Source organism: Olsenella sp. An290, from assembly GCF_002159535.1.
Lineage (GTDB): Bacteria > Actinomycetota > Coriobacteriia > Coriobacteriales > Atopobiaceae > Thermophilibacter.
Genome location: NZ_NFIU01000009.1, coordinates 23945 through 46644, shown reverse-complemented (window position 1 = coordinate 46644; position 22700 = coordinate 23945). Strand labels below are relative to the sequence as shown.

The 22700-nt window shown below is 65.1% G+C and carries 14 protein-coding genes and 4 tRNA genes; 2 read left to right on the top strand and 16 right to left on the bottom strand.

Features of this window, described 5'->3' with window-relative positions; all coding sequences use genetic code 11:
* Positions 1–77: 77 nt before the first annotated feature.
* The 9 genes from dnaB to B5F84_RS06440 form a co-directional block, all read right to left on the bottom strand.
* The gene (gene dnaB, locus B5F84_RS06480; RefSeq protein WP_087322058.1) at positions 78–1430 is read right to left on the bottom strand and encodes a replicative DNA helicase; all 1353 of its coding nucleotides are present in this window, start codon (positions 1428–1430) and stop codon (positions 78–80) included.
* 517 nt (positions 1431–1947) lie between these two features.
* Positions 1948–2475 (bottom strand): 50S ribosomal protein L9, encoded by a 528-nt coding sequence (gene rplI, locus B5F84_RS06475; RefSeq protein WP_087322001.1) that lies wholly within the window; start codon positions 2473–2475, stop codon positions 1948–1950.
* A gap of 15 nt (positions 2476–2490) precedes the next feature.
* Positions 2491–3573, bottom strand: coding sequence for a DUF2232 domain-containing protein (locus B5F84_RS06470; RefSeq protein ID WP_087321999.1), 1083 nt, complete (start codon positions 3571–3573; stop codon positions 2491–2493).
* Positions 3574–3601: 28 nt separating this feature from the next.
* Positions 3602–3874 carry a 30S ribosomal protein S18 gene (gene rpsR, locus B5F84_RS06465; protein WP_072373695.1) on the bottom strand — a complete coding sequence of 91 codons (273 nt, stop codon included), beginning with the start codon at positions 3872–3874 and terminating at the stop codon, positions 3602–3604.
* 39 nt (positions 3875–3913) lie between these two features.
* Complete coding sequence (gene ssb, locus B5F84_RS06460; RefSeq protein WP_087321997.1) at positions 3914–4420, bottom strand: single-stranded DNA-binding protein; 507 nt, start codon at positions 4418–4420, stop codon at positions 3914–3916.
* A 46-nt stretch (positions 4421–4466) separates the two neighbouring features.
* The gene (rpsF, locus tag B5F84_RS06455) at positions 4467–4754 is read right to left on the bottom strand and encodes a 30S ribosomal protein S6 (protein WP_087321996.1); all 288 of its coding nucleotides are present in this window, start codon (positions 4752–4754) and stop codon (positions 4467–4469) included.
* A 416-nt stretch (positions 4755–5170) separates the two neighbouring features.
* Positions 5171–6433, bottom strand: coding sequence for a DUF4013 domain-containing protein (locus B5F84_RS06450; protein WP_087321995.1), 1263 nt, complete (start codon positions 6431–6433; stop codon positions 5171–5173).
* Positions 6434–6651: 218 nt separating this feature from the next.
* Positions 6652–6741 (bottom strand) — tRNA-Ser (locus B5F84_RS06445).
* Positions 6742–6782: 41 nt separating this feature from the next.
* Positions 6783–6873 (bottom strand) — tRNA-Ser (locus B5F84_RS06440).
* 143 nt (positions 6874–7016) lie between these two features.
* Here B5F84_RS06440 and B5F84_RS06435 point away from each other — a divergent pair.
* On the top strand, positions 7017–7796 hold the full coding sequence (locus B5F84_RS06435) for a TRIC cation channel family protein (RefSeq protein WP_239378292.1): 780 nt from the start codon (positions 7017–7019) through the stop codon (positions 7794–7796).
* Between the two features lie 430 nt (positions 7797–8226).
* Here the strand turns inward: B5F84_RS06435 and B5F84_RS06430 are convergent, their stop codons facing one another.
* From B5F84_RS06430 to B5F84_RS06410, 5 genes are all read right to left on the bottom strand, one after another.
* Positions 8227–13428, bottom strand: coding sequence for a discoidin domain-containing protein (locus B5F84_RS06430; RefSeq protein ID WP_087321993.1), 5202 nt, complete (start codon positions 13426–13428; stop codon positions 8227–8229).
* 487 nt (positions 13429–13915) lie between these two features.
* Positions 13916–15754 (bottom strand): translational GTPase TypA, encoded by a 1839-nt coding sequence (gene typA / locus B5F84_RS06425; protein ID WP_087321991.1) that lies wholly within the window; start codon positions 15752–15754, stop codon positions 13916–13918.
* A 67-nt stretch (positions 15755–15821) separates the two neighbouring features.
* Positions 15822–16244 carry a hypothetical protein gene (locus B5F84_RS06420; RefSeq protein ID WP_087321989.1) on the bottom strand — a complete coding sequence of 141 codons (423 nt, stop codon included), beginning with the start codon at positions 16242–16244 and terminating at the stop codon, positions 15822–15824.
* A gap of 157 nt (positions 16245–16401) precedes the next feature.
* Positions 16402–16477: transfer RNA gene (locus tag B5F84_RS06415), tRNA-Ala, on the bottom strand.
* A gap of 86 nt (positions 16478–16563) precedes the next feature.
* Positions 16564–16640 (bottom strand) — tRNA-Ile (locus tag B5F84_RS06410).
* 144 nt (positions 16641–16784) lie between these two features.
* Here B5F84_RS06410 and B5F84_RS06405 point away from each other — a divergent pair.
* Positions 16785–17318 (top strand): bifunctional nuclease family protein, encoded by a 534-nt coding sequence (locus B5F84_RS06405; RefSeq protein ID WP_087321987.1) that lies wholly within the window; start codon positions 16785–16787, stop codon positions 17316–17318.
* 347 nt (positions 17319–17665) lie between these two features.
* On the opposite strand, the gene gyrA is transcribed toward B5F84_RS06405, so the two are convergent.
* Positions 17666–20422, bottom strand: coding sequence for a DNA gyrase subunit A (gene gyrA, locus B5F84_RS06400; protein WP_087321985.1), 2757 nt, complete (start codon positions 20420–20422; stop codon positions 17666–17668).
* 112 nt (positions 20423–20534) lie between these two features.
* Positions 20535–22571 carry a DNA topoisomerase (ATP-hydrolyzing) subunit B gene (gene gyrB / locus B5F84_RS06395; protein WP_239378288.1) on the bottom strand — a complete coding sequence of 679 codons (2037 nt, stop codon included), beginning with the start codon at positions 22569–22571 and terminating at the stop codon, positions 20535–20537.
* Between the last annotated feature and the right edge of the window lie 129 nt (positions 22572–22700).

Sequence of the window (22700 nt, the reverse complement as noted above, 5' to 3'; positions counted from 1 at the left end):
CCGAACTCGACAAAGGCGACAGGGCAAACCGACACGAACCGCGGCGCGCGGGCGCGCCACCCTCTCCGCAAACGAAGCTAGTCGTGGAAGCCGTCGACCTCGACGAACTTGGTGGAGCCCGGGAGGAAGGTCAGCGCCACGTCCGCAAGCGCGCCGGAGCGGTTCTTGGCGATGATGAACGTGGTCTCGTTCAGGGCCGGACGGTCCTCGCGGGAGGCCTCGTCCTCGTTCATCGAGCGGTCGAGCAGGGCAACGATGTCGGCGTCCTGCTCGATAGAGCCGGACTCGCGCAGGTCGGAGAGCTGCGGGCGCTTGCCCGTTCGGTTCTCGACGGTACGGTTGAGCTGCGAGAGCGCGACGACGGGCACCTCAAGGTCCTTGGCCATGATCTTGATGCCACGGCTCATCTCGGAGACCTCCGTGGCGCGGCTGTCCGCGCGGCGCCCGCCCGCCGGAGGCGATATGAGCTGAAGGTAGTCCACGATGACAATGCCCAGGGGCTTGCCGCGTAGGATGCGGCGCGCCTTGGCGCGAATCTCCGTCACCGTGGTGCCGGGGGTGTCGTCGATCATGATGTCGAGCTGCGAGAGGTCGTTGGTGGCCTTGAGGATCTGCGGCCACTGGTCGTCGCGAATGCGCGCGGAGCGGATCTCCTGGAGGCCAATTCGCGCGTTGGCCGCAAGCAGGCGCTGCGCGATCTCCACCTTGGACATCTCAAGCGAGAAGAGCGCTACGGAGGCGCCGTTGAAGGCCGCGTTCGTGGCAAGGTTGAGCGCGAAGGAGGTCTTGCCCACGCCCGGTCGGGCGCCGATGACGATCATCTGGCCAGGGCGCAGGCCAAGAAGCGTCTCGTCGATCTTGGGGAAGCCCGTCATGACGCCGAGCGGCTTGTCGCTCTCGGTGCTGCTACGCCCGAGCTCCTCGTAGAGGTTGCCCATGATCTCCTCGAGCGACTGCTCGTTCTTGTGGACGTCGCGGTTGGTGACGTCCAGGAGCATGCGCTCGGCCCGGTCGACGACCTCCTTGGTGTCCTCGGGGGCGTCGTAGGCGAGCGCCGTGATCTGCGCGGAGGCGCTGATCATCTTGCGCAGCGTGGTGTCGCGATGGAGCATCTCGATGTGGCGCCGCCAGCCCACAAGGGCAAGCGAGTTGTTCCCCAGGCCCAGAAGGAAGCTCCGGCCGCCCACGCGCTCGAGCTCGCCGCAGCTTCGCAGGTAGTCGGCGAGGGAGATCGTGTCGATGGGCATGTTCTTCTCGAACATCTCCCGCATCGCAATGAAGACCGTGCGGTTGGACGGGTAGTAGAAGTCGTCCGGCTCAAGGTCGATGAGGCACTCCTGGAGGGCCTCCGCGGAGACCATCATGGCGGAGAGGACAGAGGCCTCGGCCTCCGGGTCCTGCGGCATGACGGCGTTCTCGTTGGCGGTCATGCGCGTGGGGTTGACTTCGTATTCGCTCTGGGCCACTCTGTCTCCTTCTTCGAACGGGCACGGTAATTATCGCACGCCGGGTGTGGACGGGAAGGGACCGATACGGGACATCGGTCGGACGCGGGCGGCGGGCCGGGCTGTCGCGCCAGCCCCGCTTGTCAAGTCGCATCGTGACGTGCGGCATGCCCCAATGCCGCCTTGTTCAGAACCAGACCGCGCTGACCGGGGATTTCTTCGTTTTCAACGTTTTCAACAATTTTGCATCCTGCGCAAACGCAGGGTTTTCAACATACGTGGGCCTTACCCAAGGCGGCCAAACACCTGTCCGCAAACTGCCGGAATATGGTCCTCAAAGAGCATGCCAGTTACAAAACAGCAGCTAGATGATGGTGTTCTGAAAGGCCGAGAAAAACGCCCCGTCAGCTGCGTTAACTGACGGGGCGCTCTCTTACACAATCCTGACCTGCGGTTATTGTAGAAACTCGCAGCTCACGGCGTCGTGCGTTGAAAAGTGAGGCTACTCCTCGGTCGCGGCGACCTCGGCCTCGGTGGCCTCGACCTCAGCGGTCTCGGCGGTCTCCTCGTCCGTGGTCTCCTCCTCGGTCACGCCCACGAGGACGTTGACGGTGGCGGTGATCTCACGGTAGAGGTTGACCTCGACGGCGTGCTTGCCGGAGGTCTTGATGTTGTTGCCGCGGGCGACGCGCTTGCGGTCGACCTCAACGCCAAGCTGAGCCTGGATGGCGTCAGCGATCTGGGCGGGGGTGACGGAGCCGAAGAGCTGGCCCTCCTCGCCGATCTTAGCGTCGACGGTCACCGACTTGCCATCGAGGGCGGCCTTGGTGGCCTCCGCGTTGGCGATGCGCTCGGCCTCGCGCTTCTCGATGTTGTGGCGACGCTCCTCGAGCTGCTTGATGTTGCCCGGGGTGGCGGGCTGGGCGATCTTGTTGGGGAACAGGAAGTTCTCCGCGAAGCCCTGGGCGACGTCTACGATGTCGCCCTCGCCGCCCTTGCCCCGAAGCTCACCCAAGAGGATGACTTTCATGGGAAACTCCTTCGGTCAGCCGGCCGAGGCCGGCTCCTTGTCCTGCTTCGTGGCGTCCGCGCCATCGGGCCCGCCGCCTCGGGTGAGGTGGCGGAAGTTCGCCCAGACGTCAACGAGACCCACGACGGTCATAACGATGAACTGCACTTCAAGAAGGAACGCGACCACCCATGCCGCCAGCTTGAGCAGAGCGCCCACGCGCTTCTCCCGCATGAGCCAGGAGAGCACCGCAAGCCCCTGCGCGGCCAGGGCAAACCTCACGGCCATGGCAAGGTTTGCCGCGACCATGAGGACCAGCTCGGGCACGCCGGGCACCGTGAGCGCCACGGCAATGCCGGCGACGGCGGCCACGAACACGCCGACGACCCACAGCGGCAGGTCAAAGAGGGCCAGGTGCGGCACCTCCCGCGACTCGCCGGGAGCCGGAACCGTTGCCAGCAGCGAGCCGAGCATGGCGGCGACGCTCTCGCACAGGCCCAGGACCACGTAGGACGTGGGCCAGAGCAGCGAAAGCAGGTCGCTCACCAGGTCAACCTGAGGCAGCACCGAGGCCGGGGCCTCGGACGCCTGCTGCTGTATGGCTCCCAGCAGGCCCTGGACGGACGCGCTGAGGGTGGTTCCCTCAAGGGTGGCGAGGGCGGCGTCCGCGCCAAGGCTCACGGCGGCCACGACCGCCACGATGACGCACCCTAGACCGGCGGTCACCTTCCCCTTGACCCAGATGCCGGCGACAAGGGCCGATGCCAGGCAGGCGATGACGCTTCCCACGGCCACGACCGTCCCCTGGGGGACGCCCGTGATCAGGGCGGCGGCGATCGCCGCGAGGAGGCCCAGCGCCATGTCGCGCAGGCCGTGACGCTGGAGCAGCGCCGCCAGGCCATAGGCGACAAAGACGGGCGCGAAGAGCGTCATCGACGAGGAGGCGATCACCCCGCCAATTGCGCAGAGGGCAACCGAGGCCGTGACGGAGAGCGGCCTGCGACCGTTGTCGCGGCTGGTCTGGCCCGCGGGGACCAGGCCCTCGTCCGTGGCCTCGGAACGGGAGCCGTCACTGCCCTGGGGCGGGACGGGACCTCCGTTGTTGGGCCACTCGCTCATCGCGCGCTTCTCTCAGTGCTTGGGGCTCTTAGCCGCGGTTGCGGCCGCCGCGGCTGGAGACCACGGGGACGGTGTACGGCAAGAGAGCCATCTCGCGGGCGCGCTTGATCGCGAGCGCGATGTCGTGCTGGTGCTGCGTGCAGGCGCCAGTGACGCGGCGCGGCTTGATCTTGCCGCGGTCGGTCATGTACTTGCGGAGAAGCTGCACATCCTTGTAGTCGATGTACTCGGTCTCCTCCTTGCAGAACTGGCAGTACTTGCGACGCGGCTGGCGCTGAAAATCCTGCTTCTGCTGAGCCATGTCATTGCCTTTCTGTTGGCGGCGCGGGCCGCCAGGTGATTAGAACGGGATGTCCTCGTCGTAGACGTCTGCCGACGGCGGGGTCTGGACGGGCTGCGGGGCCGCCTGCGCCTGGGGCGCATAGGAGCCCTGGGGCGCCGGGGCGGCATAGGAGGGTCCCTGCTGGAACGAGGGCGCCGGCTGCTGGTAGCCGCCCGCACCGCCTCCCTGCTGGCCGCGCGGCGACATGAAGTCGATCTCGTCGACGATCACCTCGAGCTTGCTGCGGCGCTGCCCGTCCTTGGTCTCCCAGGAGCTATAGCGAAGCTTGCCCTCAACGGCAACCTTCTGTCCCTTGGAGAGGAAGCGGGAGAGCGGTTCGGCGCGGGCGCCAAACACGACGCAGTCCACGAAGTTGGGAACGTCCTCCCACTCGTTGGTCTGCGGGTTGCGACGGCGATCGTTGACGGCCACTCCAAAGGAGAGAATCTGCGTGCCGCCGCCGGTCATGCGCAGCTCGGGGTCTCGCGTGAGGTTGCCCGAGATGTTGACCCTGTTGATGCTCATCTTCTCACTCCCTCTCTCATGCGGGCCTGCGCCCGCGCTTCCATGCCTAGTCCTTGTCGACGCGGCGCACGACCATGTGGCGCTTCACGGCGTCGTTGATGCGCAGAACTCGGTCGAGCTCGGCGATAACGGTGGGATCTGCGTGGAAGTTGATGAGGGTGTAGTCGCCCTCCGTGAGGTCGTCGATCTCAAAGGCGAGCTTGCGCTTGCCCCAGTCCTCGACGCTGTCGACGGTGCCATCACCAAGAGCAACCTCGATGCGCTTCATAACGCCGGCGCGGGTCTCCTCGTTGCAGGTGGGGTCGACAAAGTACAGCAGTTCATAGGCCTTCATGCGGTTCACCTCCTCTGGGCTAATGGCTCCGGGACATGAAGGCGCACCCGGAGCAGGAAAGGTTCGGCGAAGCATCATACCATAGTTGCGCCGTCCCCTTGCTCAGCCTCCACGAAACCCCTGCACCTAGCTTACCCGGTGCTGGTGACGCAAAACGTACCGATGGCTTCCCGGTAGCTTTCACCTGCAAAGATGTCCCAGTTGGACCCTGTCTCCCCCTACCGGAAAGAACCGTTTTGGCCCCAAACCTCCACCGCTTCCCCACGATTGGGCGGCCGAGAAGGACCTGTCGCGCGCAGGGGGCTCCTCTCTTGTCGCGCGGCGCATCGTTTTTCTCGCGCGGCCCACTTTTTGCGTGACCGTCACCTCTACAAGAAAGCCCGCCTCCGCGGGGGAGGCGGGCTTGGGGCTCCGCGCTACTTCCAGGCGTTTGAGAAGTCCGGTGGGGTCATGGGGTCGTCCGGGTCCTTGGGGGCCGGGGTGGCGGGAGCCTCGGGCTCTGGCGTCCCCTCGGGCTCCGGCTCGGCTTCGAGCTCTCCTGCGGACGGGAGCTCGGTCGTGGCGACCTCGATGTCGCCCTCGACCACGATCTCCGTGACTGCGTCGTCCGGCACATCGGGGTTCGCGGCCGCAGGCTCAGGCACGGGCTCGACCGCGGGCTCGACCACGGGCTCGGGCGCATCGGCAGCCACGGGCTCGGTAATGATCGGCTCGGGGACCTCGGTCGTGCTGTCCTGGACGGGCTCGTCGTTCTTCTCGACAGGGGTCTCGGAGACACCGGTAGGCGCCACGGGAGTGCTGTCAGGGGTCGAAGGCGTTGAGAAGCCCTGGTCGCGCGGGTCGGTCAGGAAGGGCGGCAGGGGGTCCTCGTCACGGCCCCAGGCGGGGACGTTGAACTGGCGCATCCAGAGCGCAAGCGCCGTGTAGGCCAGCAGGGAGATCATCGAGACCGCAAAGGTCGAGATGACGGCCGCAACGAGCAGCGAGGGGCCCAGAGAGCCCAGAATCGCGACGATGGTGTTGATTACGTACTGCGTCAGCACGTAGTCGCTCATGTAGTAGCCGTACTCGTAGAAATAGCCAATCGCATACATGAGCTGCGGGATGATAGAGGTCAGCATGACGGTGAAGAGAAGCGTCATCACGGCGCCAGCAATCAGCCCAAGGCCGATCATCATCCCCAGCACCCGCAGCAGGCCGCGAGGGTCGTGGCTGACCATCTTCCAGATGGTCTCGACGCGAAGGCCGGGGGCGATCTTCTGGTAGATGGTGGCCCGCAGGACGGCAACGCACACCACAACGTGCATGCCGATCATTACGATGGACCACAGGAAGACGAGAAGGTCACCAAAGACGGGGACAACGTCAAAGATCGCCGAGATCACCGCGCAGCAGAAGTACCACACCAGCATGACCACAAACGCGCGCCAGCCGGTCGAGAAGCACTCGCCAAGCTTCACGCCCTTTCGCTTGGGGCCGCTCGTGGCACCCCATGCCGTGTGGCGCGCCCACTCAAGGACGTAGCCCATGACGCCGAGCCAGCCCGCAATGGGCACAAGCAGAGCAATCGTCATGAGCAGGACAACCTTGATCCAGCCGCGCTCACGGGTCAGCAGCGCCCAGGAGCGCGCGAGATAGCGGTCCGAGCGGAAACCCTCGAGGTCACTGTCATATTCCATGTGAGTCCCTTTCTTGAGGCAGTGCGGCCGGGTGGCCGCGCATGTCGCGCTGATGTGTAGCGTACCCTAAAGGGAAGACGCTGGTCATCCTCATGCCACCGCAATGGCTGTTCGCTGCGTCCCAGGTGTGAGCTTGGTGTATGCAAGCTGAACGAATTCTGTATGCCGGTGATCTCGGCATGAAAAAGACCGGCCCGAGGACCGGTCTTATGCTCGTATGGCGGAGGAGGAGGGATTCGAACCCTCGTACCCCCGAAGGGGTAAACGGTTTTCGAGACCGCCGCATTCAACCACTCTGCCACCCCTCCGTAAGGGTGACGCGGCGCCCGAAGGCGCCGCGAATAAGTTCTGGCGGAGAGTCAGGGATTTGAACCCTGGAGACGCTTTAGGCGCCTACACGATTTCCAATCGTGCTCCTTCGGCCACTCGGACAACTCTCCATGTGATGGTGCAGCGGTCAGTATAGCGTAAGCCGCGCCACAATGCGAGCGTCAATCTGGTTGTTTTTCTCGTCTCGGCGGACGGCACGTTGCGTAACAATGTACGAGCAGTTTTAGGCAGGCGCGAGATTCGAGGAACCACCGTGCTTGACATCTTCACCACCTCCGGCCCCGAGCTCGCGGCCGTCTCCCTTCCTACCTGGGTTGACCTTGCGTCCGTAGTCGTGGGATCGGCGGGCGGCGTCATGGTGGCGCGGGCGCGGCACCTCGACGCCGTTGGGTTTGTTGGGCTCGCGCTGCTCTGTGGGCTGGGAGGCGGGCTCATCCGCGACATCATGATGCAGGTGGGCAGCGTCTACATGCTGGAGTCCCCCTTTGCGATTCCCCTGAGCGTGGCCACGGGCCTTGTTGCGTTCTTCTTCCCGCAGCCGCTCGACAGGGCTGGGCGGCTGCTTGAGTGGCTCGACATCACGGCCGTGGCGCTCTTCGCGCTCGTGGGCACCGATAAGGCGCTCGTCCACGGTCTTCTCCCGGCGAGCTGCGTCCTCATGGGCATCATGACGGGCGTGGGCGGCGGCATGCTGCGCGACGTGTTTCTCGGTGAGGTTCCGCGCATCTTCCAGCGCTCTAACCTCTATGCGCTCTGTGCCTTCGGCGGGGCGGCGGTCTACTACCTTGCCGTTGTGGTGGGCTCCGTGAGCAAGTTCTGGGGGTCGGCGCTCTGCATTGCCGTGACCATTGGCCTGAGGCGCTGGTCGCTTCACTACAACGTCCAGACGCCTGCCGACGTTGACCTGGCGCCGCACGTTAGACGCAGCGTAAGGCTCGTGAAGCGTCAGGTTCGCGTTGTCTCGCGCGTCACGCGTGCCACGCGCAAGCACCCCGGGGAGTCAGGGCGGCCTACGGCTCCCAAGGGGCTATAGGGCGCGGGGTCGCTCCTGCGCCAGGCCGGGCGCACTGCTCCTTTGCTTTCGAGTGCCTCGCGGTTCGTTCTTCTCTTTATCACTGACAGCATCAGCATGGAGCTGATGACGCTGCGGTGTCCGCCGGTCCCGTCACTTTTATCCAGCGAGACGTGCATCTGGGCTGGGTTTCTTGAACTGGGTTTCTCGCTTCTGAGCAAAAATGCGCCGAGTGCGCGCGGCGGAGCGTGCACTCGTCAATTGTTCTGTCCGAACGGACGAGAATAACGTCCAGTGTGCGCTGGCACGCGCGCACTGGAAGGCTTTTCTGTCACCGCCGGCAGCTCACCGCCGGCAGCGGCACACCCCCAGCGGCTCCCACCCCACATAAAAGCGGGGGCGACGCGCCGTGTACGCGTCGCCCCCGCCTAGGGTTTGCTCTGCGCGAGCCCTACTCGGCCTTGCGGCGGAGGAGGAGGCCAGCGGCAAGCACGGCACCGGCGGTCAGGGCCGCACCCATGACGGGTAGGCTGTTGTCGCCGGTCTCAGGCACCGTGGAGCCCGTGCCCGTGGTGGTTCCGGGCTTGGAGGTACCGGTGCCAGGCTTGGTGGTGTCGCCAGGCTTGGTGTCACCGCCGGGCGTGGTGTCGCCAGGCTTCTGGTCGCCACCAGGCTCCTCGCCGCCACCAGGCGTGGTGGCCTCGACGAGCGCGGCCTTGGCCTCGTTCAGCGCCTCAAGGGCAGCGTCGATCTTGGCCTGGTCGTCGGAGGTGAGCGCCTCGTTGGCGGCCTTGAGGGCCTCCTCGAAGGCAGCCCACGACTCAGCGGTGTAGTCGTCCTTCACGAGCGAGGCGGCGTCGTTGATGGCGTCCTTGAGCTCGGAGGTGTCGACGGTCTGCCCGGGCTTCTCGACAAGGTCGCGAATCGCGGCCGCGAGCGCGGCGTCAGCGGCGTCGACAGCCTCCTGCGTGGCGTCATCCTGAGCGAGGACCTCCTTGGCGGAGTCGATCGCATCCTGCAGGGCCTTGACGGACTCGTCGGTGTAGGAGCCGCTGGCAGCAAGCTCCTCGGCCGTCGCGACGCGCTGCGTAAGGACGGTCTTGTCAACCGGCTCGGGCTCAGGCTCGGGCTCGGGGTCCTCGGCAACAAAGCGCAGGGCCACCTGAGCGGCAAGGACGTTGGCCTTGGCGGCCTCGACCTGCGTCGCATCGGGGTTCTCGGTGTCGAGAAGCGCCTGAGCGGCGGCCAGGGCCTCCTGGTAGGCGGTCCAGGACTCGGTGGTGAACTCGCCCTCGGTGAGCGTCTTGGCAAAGTCGACGACGGACTGCAGGCCCTCGACGTCGGCGCTCACGGCACCGTCACCAAGACGGATCTCGGCAGCGGAGCCAAAGCCGCCCACGCCCTCAACGATCACCAGGCGCACGGCCGTGGTGGTGTAGCCCGTGTCAAAGGAGACCGTCTTGGCAGCGCCGGAGGTGTCCCAGGTGCCCTCGGCAACGGTGTCCCAGCCGCCGTCGGCGTTCTTGACCTCGACGCGATAGCTCGTGGCCGTGCCGTTGCCGCCGCCGGAGCGCGGCGTGTACTCAAGGCCGTTCACCGTCATGGGGGAGCCATCCTTCTTGGAGAGCTCGATCCAGTGCTCGTCGCAGCCGTCACCGTTCCAGAGGGTGTGCCAGAGGGTGGACACGCTCCCGTCAAGGACGTTGGTGGCGGGGCCCTCGGCGCCGCTGTTGGACTGCTGCGAGCAGGCGGTGGCGGTCAGCGTGGCGCTGTCGATGAAGTTGAGGTCGCGCGCCGGCTGGAGCTCAAGCCCGTCGAGCGCGGCGACGAGGGTGGACACGTAGCCGTCAACGGTCTCCTGCATGCCCGCGGGAAGGCCCTCGCGGATGCCGGCGATGGCCTGCTCGAGGACACCGGCGGTCTCAGGGGTGAAGGCGGAGAGGTCCTCGGGCACGAGCGCGAGGTACTTCTCGACCATCGTGTAGTCGGCCTTCTCGTAATCCGCGCCAGCGAGCGCGTCATCGATGGCCGCAGCGGCCGTGTCGATGGCAGACTTCTCCGGGTTCACCTGGTCGATGACCGCCTTGGCGGCCTCGATGGCGTCGGCGAGGCCCGGGACGTCCTGCTCGGCCAGCACCGCGTCAGCAGTCTGGACGGCATAGAGCAGCGAGATGGTGGAGGCGTACTCGGTCGTGGTCACGTCGGGGGACGCGGTCACGTAGACGTCGTTCACGTAGCCCTCGAACGCGTTGGTGGCGGAGCCCACGTACGCGAGCGGGAACATGTTGGTGGCGTGCTCGGCGCCACGGGTGCCCGAGCCAACGGTCTGGACCAGCTGGCCGTTCACGAAGAGCGAGGTCTGGTCCTTGACGTTCTTGAACTCAAGCTCGACCCACTCGCCCACGGGCAGGGTGTAGTCAAAGGTGAAGTCATAGTCCTCGCGGGAGATGCCCACCTTGCCGGTGCCGTCCTGGACGGCAAGGATCTTGCCGTACGGGGACTCAAAGAGCACCTGCTCCTCGGTGGAGTCGGAGGTGCGCATGACCTTCACGCGCAGGTCGGAGCCAAGACCGAGGGTCTCGATGCCGTTGAGCTTGGCGTAGGACTCGCCGCCGTTGAGCTTGAGGGCGCCCGTGTAGCCAAGGTCCTCGATGGTGGCGTTCTTGAGCTCGGCGATGCCTCGGTCCATGCCGGAGGCGTCGGTCTGGTCATCCATGCCCAGCTGGACGTAGGTGCCGTCCTCGTTGGCGTCCATGGCGTAGCCCGGGTTGGTGCCCGGCGCGAGGCCGAGGCTGCTCATGACACCCTGGGCCTCCTCAAGGGAGAGGGCGTCGGCGGGCTTGCCCCAGAGCTTGGCGGCAAAGAGGCCCATGGACTGGTGCAGGCGGTCGTAGACGTCGTACTCGGAGATGCCGAGCGCGTTGCGATCGATCATGTCGTTCCACGCGGCGAACATGCCGCCGACCATCTGCGGGTCGCCCGCCGGGATGGTGGCGTTCTGCGTGTTGATGGCCGCGTTGTACATGGTGCTCGGGTTCAGGTAGTCATAGTAGTACGTGGCGCCCGGCACGATGTAGTAGGTACCGTCATCGCAGTTGATGAGCTGGTAGCCCATGTTGTACATCTCGGTGATGTCCGCGTAACCAGAGTTCCAGAGAAGAACCTGGGCCTCGTCGGCGCGCTCGACCATCGAGTTGTCGCCAGAGTAGTTGGAGAGGGAGCCCCACACGCGCGGAGTGTAGCCCTTGTCCAGCATGAAGTTGGAGAGGTCGTTCACGAACATGCGGTACGCCACGCCCGTAGCGAGCGCGTTGCCGGTGTCGTGGTCACCCTTTCCGGAGACGTTGAACTCGTCGGCGCCGATGTTGATGTAGCGGGCGCCGCTGAAGGCATCGCCCTCGCCAACGTACTCGCCCCAGATGGTCTCGGCCATGTCGAGAACCGCATCATACTGGTTGATGATGTCGAGGTGGTCGCGGTTGCGGTGCCGCATCACGCCATAGGAGAGGTCGGGGAAGACCTTGGTGATGGCGAGCGAGTGAGCGGGCGTGTCAATCTCGGGGGAGATGTTCACGCCGAGCTCGGCGTACTTGTTGATGTAGTTCGCGAACTCGTCCTTGGTGTAGGAGAGGTCAGAGCTCGTGAGGTTAGTCCGAGCCGTGAACTGCTTGCCGCCGAAGGTGTACTCGGTGCCCTCGGTGATGTCGGACTCCATGCGGAAGCCGGAGTAGGCGCCCTTCTCGAGGTCGGCCGGGTCGATGCCGTCGGCAACGTAGCTCTCGATGCCGATGAAGTTGTCGTTCAGGTGGACGTTGAGGTCGTTCATCTTGTAGTACGCCATCTCGCGCGCAAGCTGATCGAGCCAGTCCATCGTGAACGTCTTGCGGCCCACGTCAAGGATGATGCCGCGGACCTTGTAGAGCGGGTAGTCGCGCGCCTCGCCCTGAGCCATGGAACCCTTGCCCTGCTCGAAGGCCTGAAGCAGCGTCTGGGCACCCCAGTTGGCGCTCGTGGTGGCGTCCCACTCGGAACCGTTGGCGGAGCCGGTCACGGTGACGCGAGAGCCGGTGACGGAGAGGGTGTAGCCCTCCTCGCCCAGGGCCACATGCTCGGCATCGCTGCTCTGGGTGAAGACGATGCCGTCGCCCTCGCCCTGCTCGGCCGTGAGGTCAAGGCCCAGAACCTCGGAGAGATCAGCGGCAAAGAGCTCTGCCACGCTCTTGAGGGAAGCGTCGGTGTAGTAGATCTTGGTGGAGGCGCCAACCGTGAAGGTGCCCTCACCGCCGGCCCACTCGGAGAGCTCCGGCAGAATGACGGGAGCCTCGGCGCCGGGGTTGGTCTCGTACTCGCCGGGGATGGTGACGGTCCGCTCGACGAGCTGATAGGAGCCCGTCGTGGTGTCCGTGATCTTGAAGGCGAGCTTCACGTCCTTGTTGACGAGCGGGGTGTTGATGTTGAACTCGCTGTCGACGATCTGCTCGAAGTCGGCGCCACGGAACTCGACCTTGTAGCCCTCGGCCTCGGGCATGGTCACGTCAAGGCGCGTGTCACCCTTCTGGGGCGCGTTCACGACGATCTGATCGGCAAGGTCGCCGGGGGACATGGGGGCGTCGCCGCCGTAGACCTCGATCTCGTAGAGGGAGACCGAGTTCCATTCACCGTCGCCGTACTGATCGGCGCTCACGTAGTCGCTGATGTAGACGCGCACGAAGCGAGCCTTCTGCGGGCCGTCCGCGACCGTGATGTCCTCCATCTTGTTCGCGGGAGCGGAGGTGCTGGTGTAGACATCGGTCCAGCCGGAGTCGTCCGTGGGGACGGTCTCGGCGTTGGAGATCTGAACCTTGTAGTTGGTGGCGTTGCGGCGCTCCCAGTACAGGCGGATGGTGCTCACGTCATAGGACGCGCCGAGGTCGATGTAGACCCAGGAGGGCTTGGCGCCCACGGAGCTGCTCCAGCGGGAGGACTTGGTGGACGTGTCGCCATCGGTCAGCTTGTCCGCCGCGAGCGTGGCGGCCTCAACGGAGCTCGCCTGGCCGCCCTTGTTGAGAGCGACGTTCTGCTGCGGGTCCTGGGTGGACTCGCCGGTGCCCTCGCCGTTCACCATGAGCTCATAAATAGAGATGGTGTCCCAGCGGACGTCACCAGAAACCGTGGGGTCGGCCGGGAGGTAGTTCTCAATATAGAGACGGACAAAGCGGGCGTCCGTCACCTGATCGAGCTCAAAGACCTCGTGGGTATCGGCCGGGGGCTCCTCCTTGTCGTAGGAGTAGACCGTGGTCCACTCGCCGTCCACGCCGGGGTTGGCGTCGGCGTTGGAGATCTGGACCTCGTACTTGAGGGCCGTGTGACGCTCCCAGTAGACCTCGATGGAGCTGATCTTGCAGCTCTGGCCCAGGTCAACGGTGATCCATGCGGGGCGATCACCCTGATTGCTGCCCCACCTGGAGTTCTGCTTGTCCGTCGTGTTGCCGTCGACGGCGTTCTCGGGCAGAACGTTGTCTGCCTCATGCGAGCTCGCCGTCACGCTCTTGCCCAGAGCCAGGTTCACGGTCTCCGCGTACGCGGGACGCGCAAAGAACCCTGCGCCGGCAACGAGCAGCGCGAACGCGAGCATGCAGAAGACCGTAAGGCTCCTTGCAAAACGCTTGCTCATGCACTTCCTCCCTTTTAGCTTCCTTTGTCCATGCGCCAAAAATCGACACAGCACTCCCAATGAGCGCTATTCAGAGATACTTTAGCTCACAAGAGCCGGAACGGTTTTGCTCCCTTTCTGCTGCCGTTTGGCAACCGTGCCGCGAGCTTTTGGGAAGCATTGCGAGTGATTGGTCATACAAGCGAGGTACCAATGTCGCATATCTCACTAAAATATGACGTAATGATGACTCATTTCCGCCAATTAGATTGCAAAATGCAGCATTGAGCCTCACGCCCGCCTCTCAAGGAGCTGACGGCAGACTATCCCGTCGTTCCGTGAACGGTTGTTTTTGACCGCTCAACGGTTCTGTTGGGATGCGCCGTGAGGTTCTTCTCGCCCGGCGCTCTGCTGAAAACAAAAGGCGCCGCGTCCCCCGCCCCAGGGCGAGAAGAACGCGGCGCCGAAGACATCTATATATAGATGCGGCGGTTGGTCGTGCCGGCTGCTACTTCTTGACCTTGCCGTTACGGACGGCCCACTTGCGGCGCTCGATCTCGGAGAGCAGGCGCTTGCGCATGCGGACGCTCTTGGGCGTGATCTCCACGAGCTCGTCGTCCATGATGTACTCGAGCGCCTCCTCCAGGGTGAAGGTGCGCGGCGGCGTGAGCTGCACGGCAATGTCGGCGGTGGAGGAGCGCTGGTTGCCCAGGCTCTTGGTGCGAGCAATGTTCACGACCATGTCGCCCGCCTTGGAGCGCTCGCCCACGAGCATGCCCTCGTAGCACTCGTCGCCGGGGGCCACGAAGAGGGTGCCGCGCTCCTGGAGCGTGCCGAGCGCGTAGGCCACGGCCTTCTCGGTGCTCATGGAGATCATGGCACCGTTCTGGCGCACGCCGATCTCGCCGGCGTAGGGGCCGTACTCGAGGAAGGTGTGGTAGAAGACGGCCTCGCCATGGGTGACGTTGAGGATGCGGTTCTTGAGGCCCATGATGCCGCGCGTGGGGATCTTGAACTCGAGGTGGGTCTGGGTGGTGCCCGTGTCCATCGTGGTCATGGTGCCGCCGGCGTTACCAAAGACCTCGATGACCTTGCCGGAGTACTCGCCCGGGCACTCCACCACGGCCTGCTCGACGGGCTCGGTAAGGTTGCCGTTCCCGTCCTTCTTGAAGAGCACGCGCGGGCGGCCAACCTGGAACTCAAAGCCCTCGCGGCGCATGGTCTCCATGAGGACGGAGAGGTGCAGGATGCCGCGGCCGGCCACCTCGACGCCCGTCTTGTCCGGCAGCTCCTCGATGCGCATGGTCACGTTGTTCTCGCGCTCCTGCATGAGGCGCTCCTTGAGCTGGCGGCCACCCACGATATCACCCTCGCGGCCCACGAGCGGCGAGGTCGACGGCTCAAAGACAACGGAGAGCGTGGGCGGGTCGATCTCGATGGGCTCCAGCTCGACGGGGTTCTCGGGGTCGGTGTAGACGTCGCCGATGTCAGTGGAGTCGATGCCCACGACGGCCGCAATGTCGCCGGCCTGGGCCTCGGTGCACTCCTTGCGGCCCAGATAGTCAAAGGTGAAGAGCTGCTTGACCTGGCTCATGGCACGGGAGCCGTCGTTTTTCACCACAAGGATCTTGTCGCCGGCGTGGATGGTTCCGGAGTAGATGCGGCCAATGCCGATGCGGCCCACGTACTCGGAGTGGTCGATGGTCACGCACTGCATGGCCAGCGGGCCGTCCACGTCGACCTCGGGGGCGGGCAGCTCGTCCACGATCATGTCGAGCATGGGGAACATGTCCTGGTTGCCGTCCTCGGGGTCCAGGCGCGCGAAGCCGTTCACCGCGGAGGCGTAGATGACGTGCTCCATGGCAAACTCGAGCTGCTCGTCCGTGGCACCGAGGTCGGCCATGAGGTCGAGAGAGGTGTTGACGGCCTTCTCCGGCTCCGCGGCGGGCTTGTCGATCTTGTTGACCACAATCATGATGGCCAGGCCCGCGTCGATGGCGTGGCGCAGGACGAAGCGGGTCTGCGGCATGGGGCCCTCGGCGGCGTCCACCAGCAGCAGGGCACCGTCGGCCATGCGCAGCACGCGCTCGACCTCGCCGCCAAAGTCGGCGTGACCCGGCGTGTCGATGACGTTGATCTTCACGCCCTTGTACTCGATAGAGATGTTCTTCGCCAGGATGGTGATTCCGCGCTCGCGCTCTTGGTCGTTGGAGTCCAGCACGCGCTCCTGGACCTGCTGGTTCTCACGGAAGGCGTCCGTCGCCTTGAGCATCTGGTCAACGAGCGTGGTCTTGCCGTGGTCGACGTGTGCGATGATCGCAATGTTCCTGATGTTCTCCTGACGCATGGGTCCCTCTCGCTCTGTGCGCCGACACTTCTCGGCCGGCGGCTGGTATTTCTCGCCATACGGTACTTTACAGCAGCGGGGGCAACTCTCCGGCCGGCGCGGGGTCGGTCCACGTGAAACCATCACCTGCGCCCTTGCCGTCCACGAGCGAGTAGGCCGAATAGCTGCGATAACCGCGCTCTCCGAACTCCAGGAGGAGCGCGTCGGCGTAGCTGCCGGAGTCATCCTCGACGGCGCCCTCGTACGCGATGGCGTAACGGACGGCATGGGGGAGCGACGTCACGCGCTCGTGCGCGCCCTCGAGGCAGGCCTCGGGGCCGTCGTCCTTGAACTCATAGCTCGTGACCTCGCCGGCCTTGTCCTCGATGACCAGAAGGACCTCGAACTCCCTGCCGGCGGCCATGAGGTCGAGCGCGTCGCCCATGAGGGCGCTCGCCAGCTCGTCGGTCTGGGGGGAGACGCCCTCGCGCCGGTCCTCGCTGTGTGACATGGCACTCCTTACGTCGTGTTTCTCGCCCGAATGATACCGCAGCGGGGCTGGTGCGCGGGGCGCGGGGGGTGCTGGCGGACGGGCGGCCGGCGAGCTCCGCGCACCCCAAGAGCGGCACGACAAAAAAGCCGGGACCCGAAGGCCCCGGCCGATCTGATGGTGGAGACGATGGGGTTCGAACCCACGGCCTCAGGCTTGCAAAGCCCGCGCTCTCCCAGCTGAGCTACGTCCCCTCTGGGTCCGGGACAACCTGTCCCGGTAAAGAATAATCACCCCAGCGGCGACTCGGCTAACGCTGGGGTGACTATTGTCAGGAAAGTGGTGGGCCTGACAAGGTTCGAACTTGTGACCTCCCGGTTATCAGCCGGACGCTCTGACCAACTGAGCTACAGGCCCAACGCAAGGAGATATATTACACAGGTCTCCCGGCCGCGTCAACGAGATTTTGGCATTTTCTTTTCGATTCGCTCACGGGGGACATGAGGCGTGTTCCGACACGCCCAATTGGGTAGGATATGCGAGCAAGAGAAAGGATGGTTCGTGGCACTTAGGCGAATGGACATAGAGAGCGTCGTGGTAGGCTCCGGGCCGCTCCCCTCGCTTGTCGTACTCCGACCCCGTGACGAGCAGGACGGCTCACCTGAGCTGCAGCTCCCCATTAGGATCGGGTCCATCGAGGCCACGGCCATCTCCATGGGCGTAAACCCGCGCGAGGGGCGCCGGCCCATGACGCACGACCTTCTTGTCTCCTCGATCGAGGCGCTTGGCGCGAGCTGCTCCAGCGTGCGCATTGTCGGAGTTGAGGGGACCATCTTCTTTGCACAGGTAGAGCTGCTGCGCGACGATGGCGGGCAGGTGCTTGTGGATGCGCGCCCGTCGGACGCCATTGCGCTTGCGGTGCGGGCGGAGGCCCCCATCTTTGCGGAGGAAGACGTGCTCTCCGTGGCGGCGCTTCCCGACTTCCGCTCGGTTGAGAAGGATGAGCAAGAGCGGGAGCTTGCCGAGTTCCACGAGTTTGTGGAGAGCCTGTCCCCCGAGGACTTCAACGTGAGCCCAAACGCGGGCGAGGAGTAGCCGCTCCCGCCCAGCTCGGTCACGTTCTGATTTGACTTTGCGAGTGTTGGGTACTTTTTTCGCGTCTCGCGAAGTACCCAACATTTTTCTGCCGGCGTTTTCCCAGCTCAGAGATGCACCTCAAGTGTTGGGTACTTCGCTCATCGCGAAAAAAGTACCCAACATTCGTAGGAGCCGCGCGGCTGCGACTCAGTCGCCGGTCAAACCGCGGCGCCGTCGCACCGGCGCGGCTCCGCCCCCGCGCCGTCGCCGCTCAACCATAAGCCCCACCCCCCGGACCACGCTTTGCGCCCAGGGGGTGGGGCCTGCGTTCCTAGCCGAGCGCACGCTCGGCAGACTCTCAGTTGCTACTCCTCGTCATCGAGCAGCGTGTCGTCGAGCTCCTCCTCGCCACCGATGTCGATGGACTCGGGCTCGTCCGCATCTCGCGCGCCGGCCGAGGCAAGGTCGAGCATGCCCTGATTCTCGTCGTGCTTGGGAGCCTTCTTCTTGCTGGCCACCATGCGCGCCACGGCGCTCACGTGGTCGCCGTCGGTCAGGTTCATCACCTTGACGCCCTGCGTGGAGCGCCCAAGCTTGGAGATGTCCTTCACCTTGACGCGGATGATCACGCCGTCACCGGAGACGATCATGAGCTCGTGCTGCGGGCCAACGACACGACACGCGGCGAGGTTGCCCTTCTTGGCGGTCATCGCGATCGTGTAGACGCCCTGGCCGCCGCGCTTGTGCTCGGGATACTCGGAGATGGGGGTGCGCTTGCCGTAGCCCTTCTCGGTGATGACGAAGAGGTCGCCGTTGCCGTTGGTGATCTCCATGCCGAGCATCTTGGCGTCGCCCTTGAGCGTGATGCCGCGGACGCCCGAGGTGTCGCGGCCCATCGGGCGCACGTCGGACTCGGGGAAGAGGATGGCCTTGCCGTCCGTGGAGACCAGCACCACCTTGTCGCCCTGACGGACGCGGCGCACGTTCACGAGCTCGTCGCCGTCCTTGAGGTTGATGGCGATGATGCCGTCGCGACGGGTGCGGTCGTAGGCGCTCATGGCGGTCTTCTTGACCACGCCGTTCCTCGTGGCGAACATCAGGTACTCGTCCTCGGGGAAGTGGCGGCAGGTGATGACGGCCATCGCGTGCTCGCCCTCGGCAAACGGCACGAGGTTCACCATGGCGGTGCCGCGGGCCGTGCGCTGCGCGATTGGCAGCTCGTGGACCTTAAGGCGGTAGACCTTGCCCCTGTTGGAGAAGAAGAGCACGTAATCATGGGTGGACGCCACAAAGAGGTCCTCGACAAAGTCCTCGTCCTTGAGGTTCACGCCCTGGACGCCCTTGCCCCCGCGCTTCTGGGAGCGGTAGGTCGCAACCGGCGTGCGCTTGACGTAGCCCGCGTGCGTGACGGTGACGACCATGTCCTCGTCGGCGATGAGGTCCTCGACGTTGAGCTCCTTGGTGCCCTCGACGGAGATTTCCGTGCGGCGCTTGTCGGCAAACTTGTGCCCGATCTCGCGCATCTCGTCCTTGATGACCGCAAGGATCTTCTCCTCGTGGGCGAGCAGGTCCTCGTAGTAGGCGATCGCGCGGCGCAGGCCCGCGAGCTCCTCCTCGATCTGGTCGCGCGAGAGGCCGGTGAGCCGGCGCAGGCGCATCTCGAGGATGGCCGTGGTCTGCTCGGGGGTGAAGCCAAAGCGCTCGATGAGGCGCTGGGAGGCCTCGGTGTCGGTGCGCGAGGCGCGGATGATGGAGATGACCTCGTCGATGTGGTCAAGGGCCATGAGGTAGCCCTCGAGGATGTGGGCGCGCGCCTGCGCCTTCTTGAGGTCAAAGCGCGTGCGGCGGGTCACCACGTCGACCTGGTGGTCGATGTAGTGCTGCAGCATCTCGCGCAGGGTGAGGCACTTTGGCACGCCGTCCACGAGCGCCAGGTTGATCACGCCGAAGGTGGTCTGGAGCTGCGTGTACTTGTAGAGGTTGTTAAGGACGACCTGCGGGATGACGTCCTTCTTGAGCTCGATGACCAGGCGGATGCCCTTCTGGTTGGACTCGTCGCGCATGTCGGAGATGCCCTCGATGCGCTTCTCGTTCACCAGCTGGGCGATCTTCTCCTGCAGGGTGCCCTTGTTCACCTGATAGGGAATCTCGGTAAAGACAAGGCGGTTGCGGCCGGTCTTGGTGGACTCCACGTGCGCCTTGGCGCGCACCGTGATGGAGCCGCGGCCGGTCTCGTAGGCCTCGCGGATGCCGTCGACGCCCATGATGACGGCGCCGGTGGGGAAGTCCGGGCCGGGCATGACCTGCATGAGGTCGTCGGTCGTGGCGTCGGGGTTGTCGATGAGCAGGCACGCGGCCTCGATCGCCTCGCCGAGGTTGTGCGGCGGGATGTTGGTGGCCATGCCAACGGCGATGCCCGAGGAGCCGTTCACCAGCAGGTTGGGGAAGCGCGCGGGAAGGACCTGCGGCTCCTGGAGGGACTCGTCGTAGTTGGGCTGCCAGTCAACGGTGTCTTTCTGCAGGTCGCGCAGGAGGTCCATGGCGGGCTTTGCCAGGCGGCTCTCCGTGTATCGCATCGCGGCCGCGGAGTCGCCGTCAATGTTGCCGAAGTTGCCGTGACCGTCGATGAGCGGCGTCCTCATGGAGAACCACTGGGCAAGGCGGACCATCGTGTCGTAGACGGCCGAGTCACCGTGCGGGTGGTACTTGCCGATGACCTCGCCGACCGTCCAGGCCGACTTCTTGTGCGGGCGGTTGGGGAAGATGCCCGACTCGTTCATGGCGTAGAGGATGCGGCGGTGGACCGGCTTCAGGCCGTCGCGCACGTCCGGGAGGGCGCGCGCCGTGATGACCGACATCGAGTACTCGATGAAGCTCTGGCGCATCTCGTGGCCGAACTCGGAGATCTGGAGGGCTCCGCCGTGCTCGTCGGTGATGCCGGCGTCCATGCCGCGCCCGGCCTGGCCGAACTCCTCCTCGAGCTCGCCGTCGTCGTCCTCGGCGTCCTCCGACTCCTCGTCGGGATCGTAGACGTCGGCGCCCTCGTCGGAGGCCTGTGCGCGGTCGAGCAGGCGCTGCAGGTCCTCGGGGAGCTCGGCGCCCGCGTCGGGCGTGTTGTTCATATCGTCTGCCACGTGGGGCCTTTCTCTGGTGTGCAAAGGGGACAGGCACCTTTGCACGGGTTCTTAGCGTGCAAAGGTGCCTGTCCCCTTTGCACACCCCGTCGGGAGGTGACTATGCGTCGAGGAAGCGCGCGTCGTGCGCGTGGCGCTCGATGTAGTCGCGGCGGTACTCCACCTGACTGCCCATGAGCTCGCGCACCGCGCGGTCGGCCGCGGCGGCGTCGTCGATGGAGACGCGCTGCAGGATGCGCGTGCGCGGGTCCATCGTCGTGGACGCGAGCTGCTTGGGGTCCATCTCGCCGAGGCCCTTGTAGCGCTGGACGGTGTAGGCCTTCTTGCGCTTCTTGACCTTGCCGTTGGTGGCGCCGTCCTCGTCCTCCTCCTCGTCGTAGGAGAAGCCCAGCTCGCGAATCGTGCGCTTGAGGATCTCCTCCTCCGGCTCGCGGCCGTTGGGATAGACGTAGTGGATCTTCTTGCGGACCTTGATGCCAAAGATCGGCGGGCACGCCACGTACACGTAGCCGGCGTCGATGAGCGGCCGCATGTACTTGTAGAAGAAGGTGAGCAGCAGGATGCGGATGTGCGCGCCGTCGACGTCGGCGTCCGTCATGATGATGATCTTGTGGTAGCGCGCCTTGGAGATGTCAAAGTCCCCGCCCTCGCCGCCGGCGCCGGTCACGCCCGTGCCGATGGCCGTGATGAGGGACTGGATGGTGTCCGAGGAGAACGCGCGGTGGTCGCCCACGCGCTCGACGTTCAAGATCTTGCCGCGCAGGGGCAAGATCGCCTGGATGTCCCGGCGACGGCCGTCCTTGGCCGAACCGCCTGCCGAGTCGCCCTCCACGATGAAGAGCTCGGTGACCTCGGCGTCGCGCACGGAGCAGTCCGCGAGCTTGCCGGGCAGGTGCGCGGTCTCGAGCAGGGACTTGCGGCGCGTGGCCTCGCGGGCCTTGCGCGCGGCCGTGCGGGCCTTGCTCGCCTGCATCGCCTTGTTGACGATCGTGCGGCCCTGCTTGGGGTGCTCCTCGAGGTACTCGGCCAGGCCGTCGGACACGATCTTCATGACGAGCGGGCGCATGAAGGAGCTGCCGAGCTTGGCCTTGGTCTGACCCTCGAACTGCGGGTCGCCGAGCTTGACGGAGATGACGGCGGAAAGGCCCTCTCGGATGTCGTCCCCCGTGAGGTTGGAGTCCTTCTCCTTGAGGATGTTCTGCTTGCGCGCGTAGTCGTTGATGACGCGCGTGAGCGCGGTGCGGAAGCCCTCGAGGTGCATGCCGCCCTCGGGGGTGAAGATGTTGTTGGCAAAGCTCATCACGGTCTCGGAGTACGAGGTGTTCCACTGGATGGCCACCTCGACCTCGCCCGCCTTGGCCGGGTCCGTGCCGTCCTCGGTCCTGCCCGCCAGGTAGATGGGCTTCTTGAGGCCGTCTGCGACCTCCTTGCCCTCGTTCAGGAACTTCACAAAGTCCACGATGCCGCCCGCGTAGCAGAACTCCTCCACGCGCGGGGTGAGCTCGCGCTCGTCGGTGAGCGTGATCTTGAGGTTGCGGTTGAGGAAGGCCATCTCCTGCAGGCGGTCGTGCAGGGTGTCGAAGTCGTAGACCGTGGTCTCAAAGATCTCCTCGTCCGGCCAGAAGGTCGTGGTGGTGCCCGTTGCCTTGGAGGTGCCGACCTTCTCCATCTTGCGGACGGTCTTGCCGCGCGCGAACTCCATCTCGTAGATGCCGCCGTCGCGCTTGACCTGCACCACCAGGCGCTTGGAGAGCGCGTTCACGACGGAGATGCCCACGCCGTGCAGGCCGCCGGACACCTTGTAGGCGCTGTTGTCAAACTTGCCGCCCGCGTGGAGGATCGTCATGACGACCTCGAGCGTCGGGATCTTCTTCACGGGGTGCTTGCCCACCGGGATGCCGCGGCCGTTGTCCACGACGGTAATCGAGTTGTCCGCGTGGATGGTCACGGAAATCTTGGTGCAGAAGCCGGCGAGCGCCTCGTCGACGGAGTTGTCAACGACCTCGTAGACAAGGTGGTGCAGGCCGCTCGCGCTCGTGGAGCCAATGTACATTCCCGGGCGCTTGCGAACCGCCTCGAGACCCTCGAGGATCTTGATCTCCCCGGCGTCGTACTCGTGCTCGTTCTTTTTTGTCACGCGCTCTCCCTCTCCCGGAAGGGGTTCCTTCCTGACGTGCCGATGAAGGTGACTATTGGTTGAGGCCACGGCACATCGCCGAGCCATACATAGTCATGATACCGCTTATGAGGCCGTGAGAGAGATTCT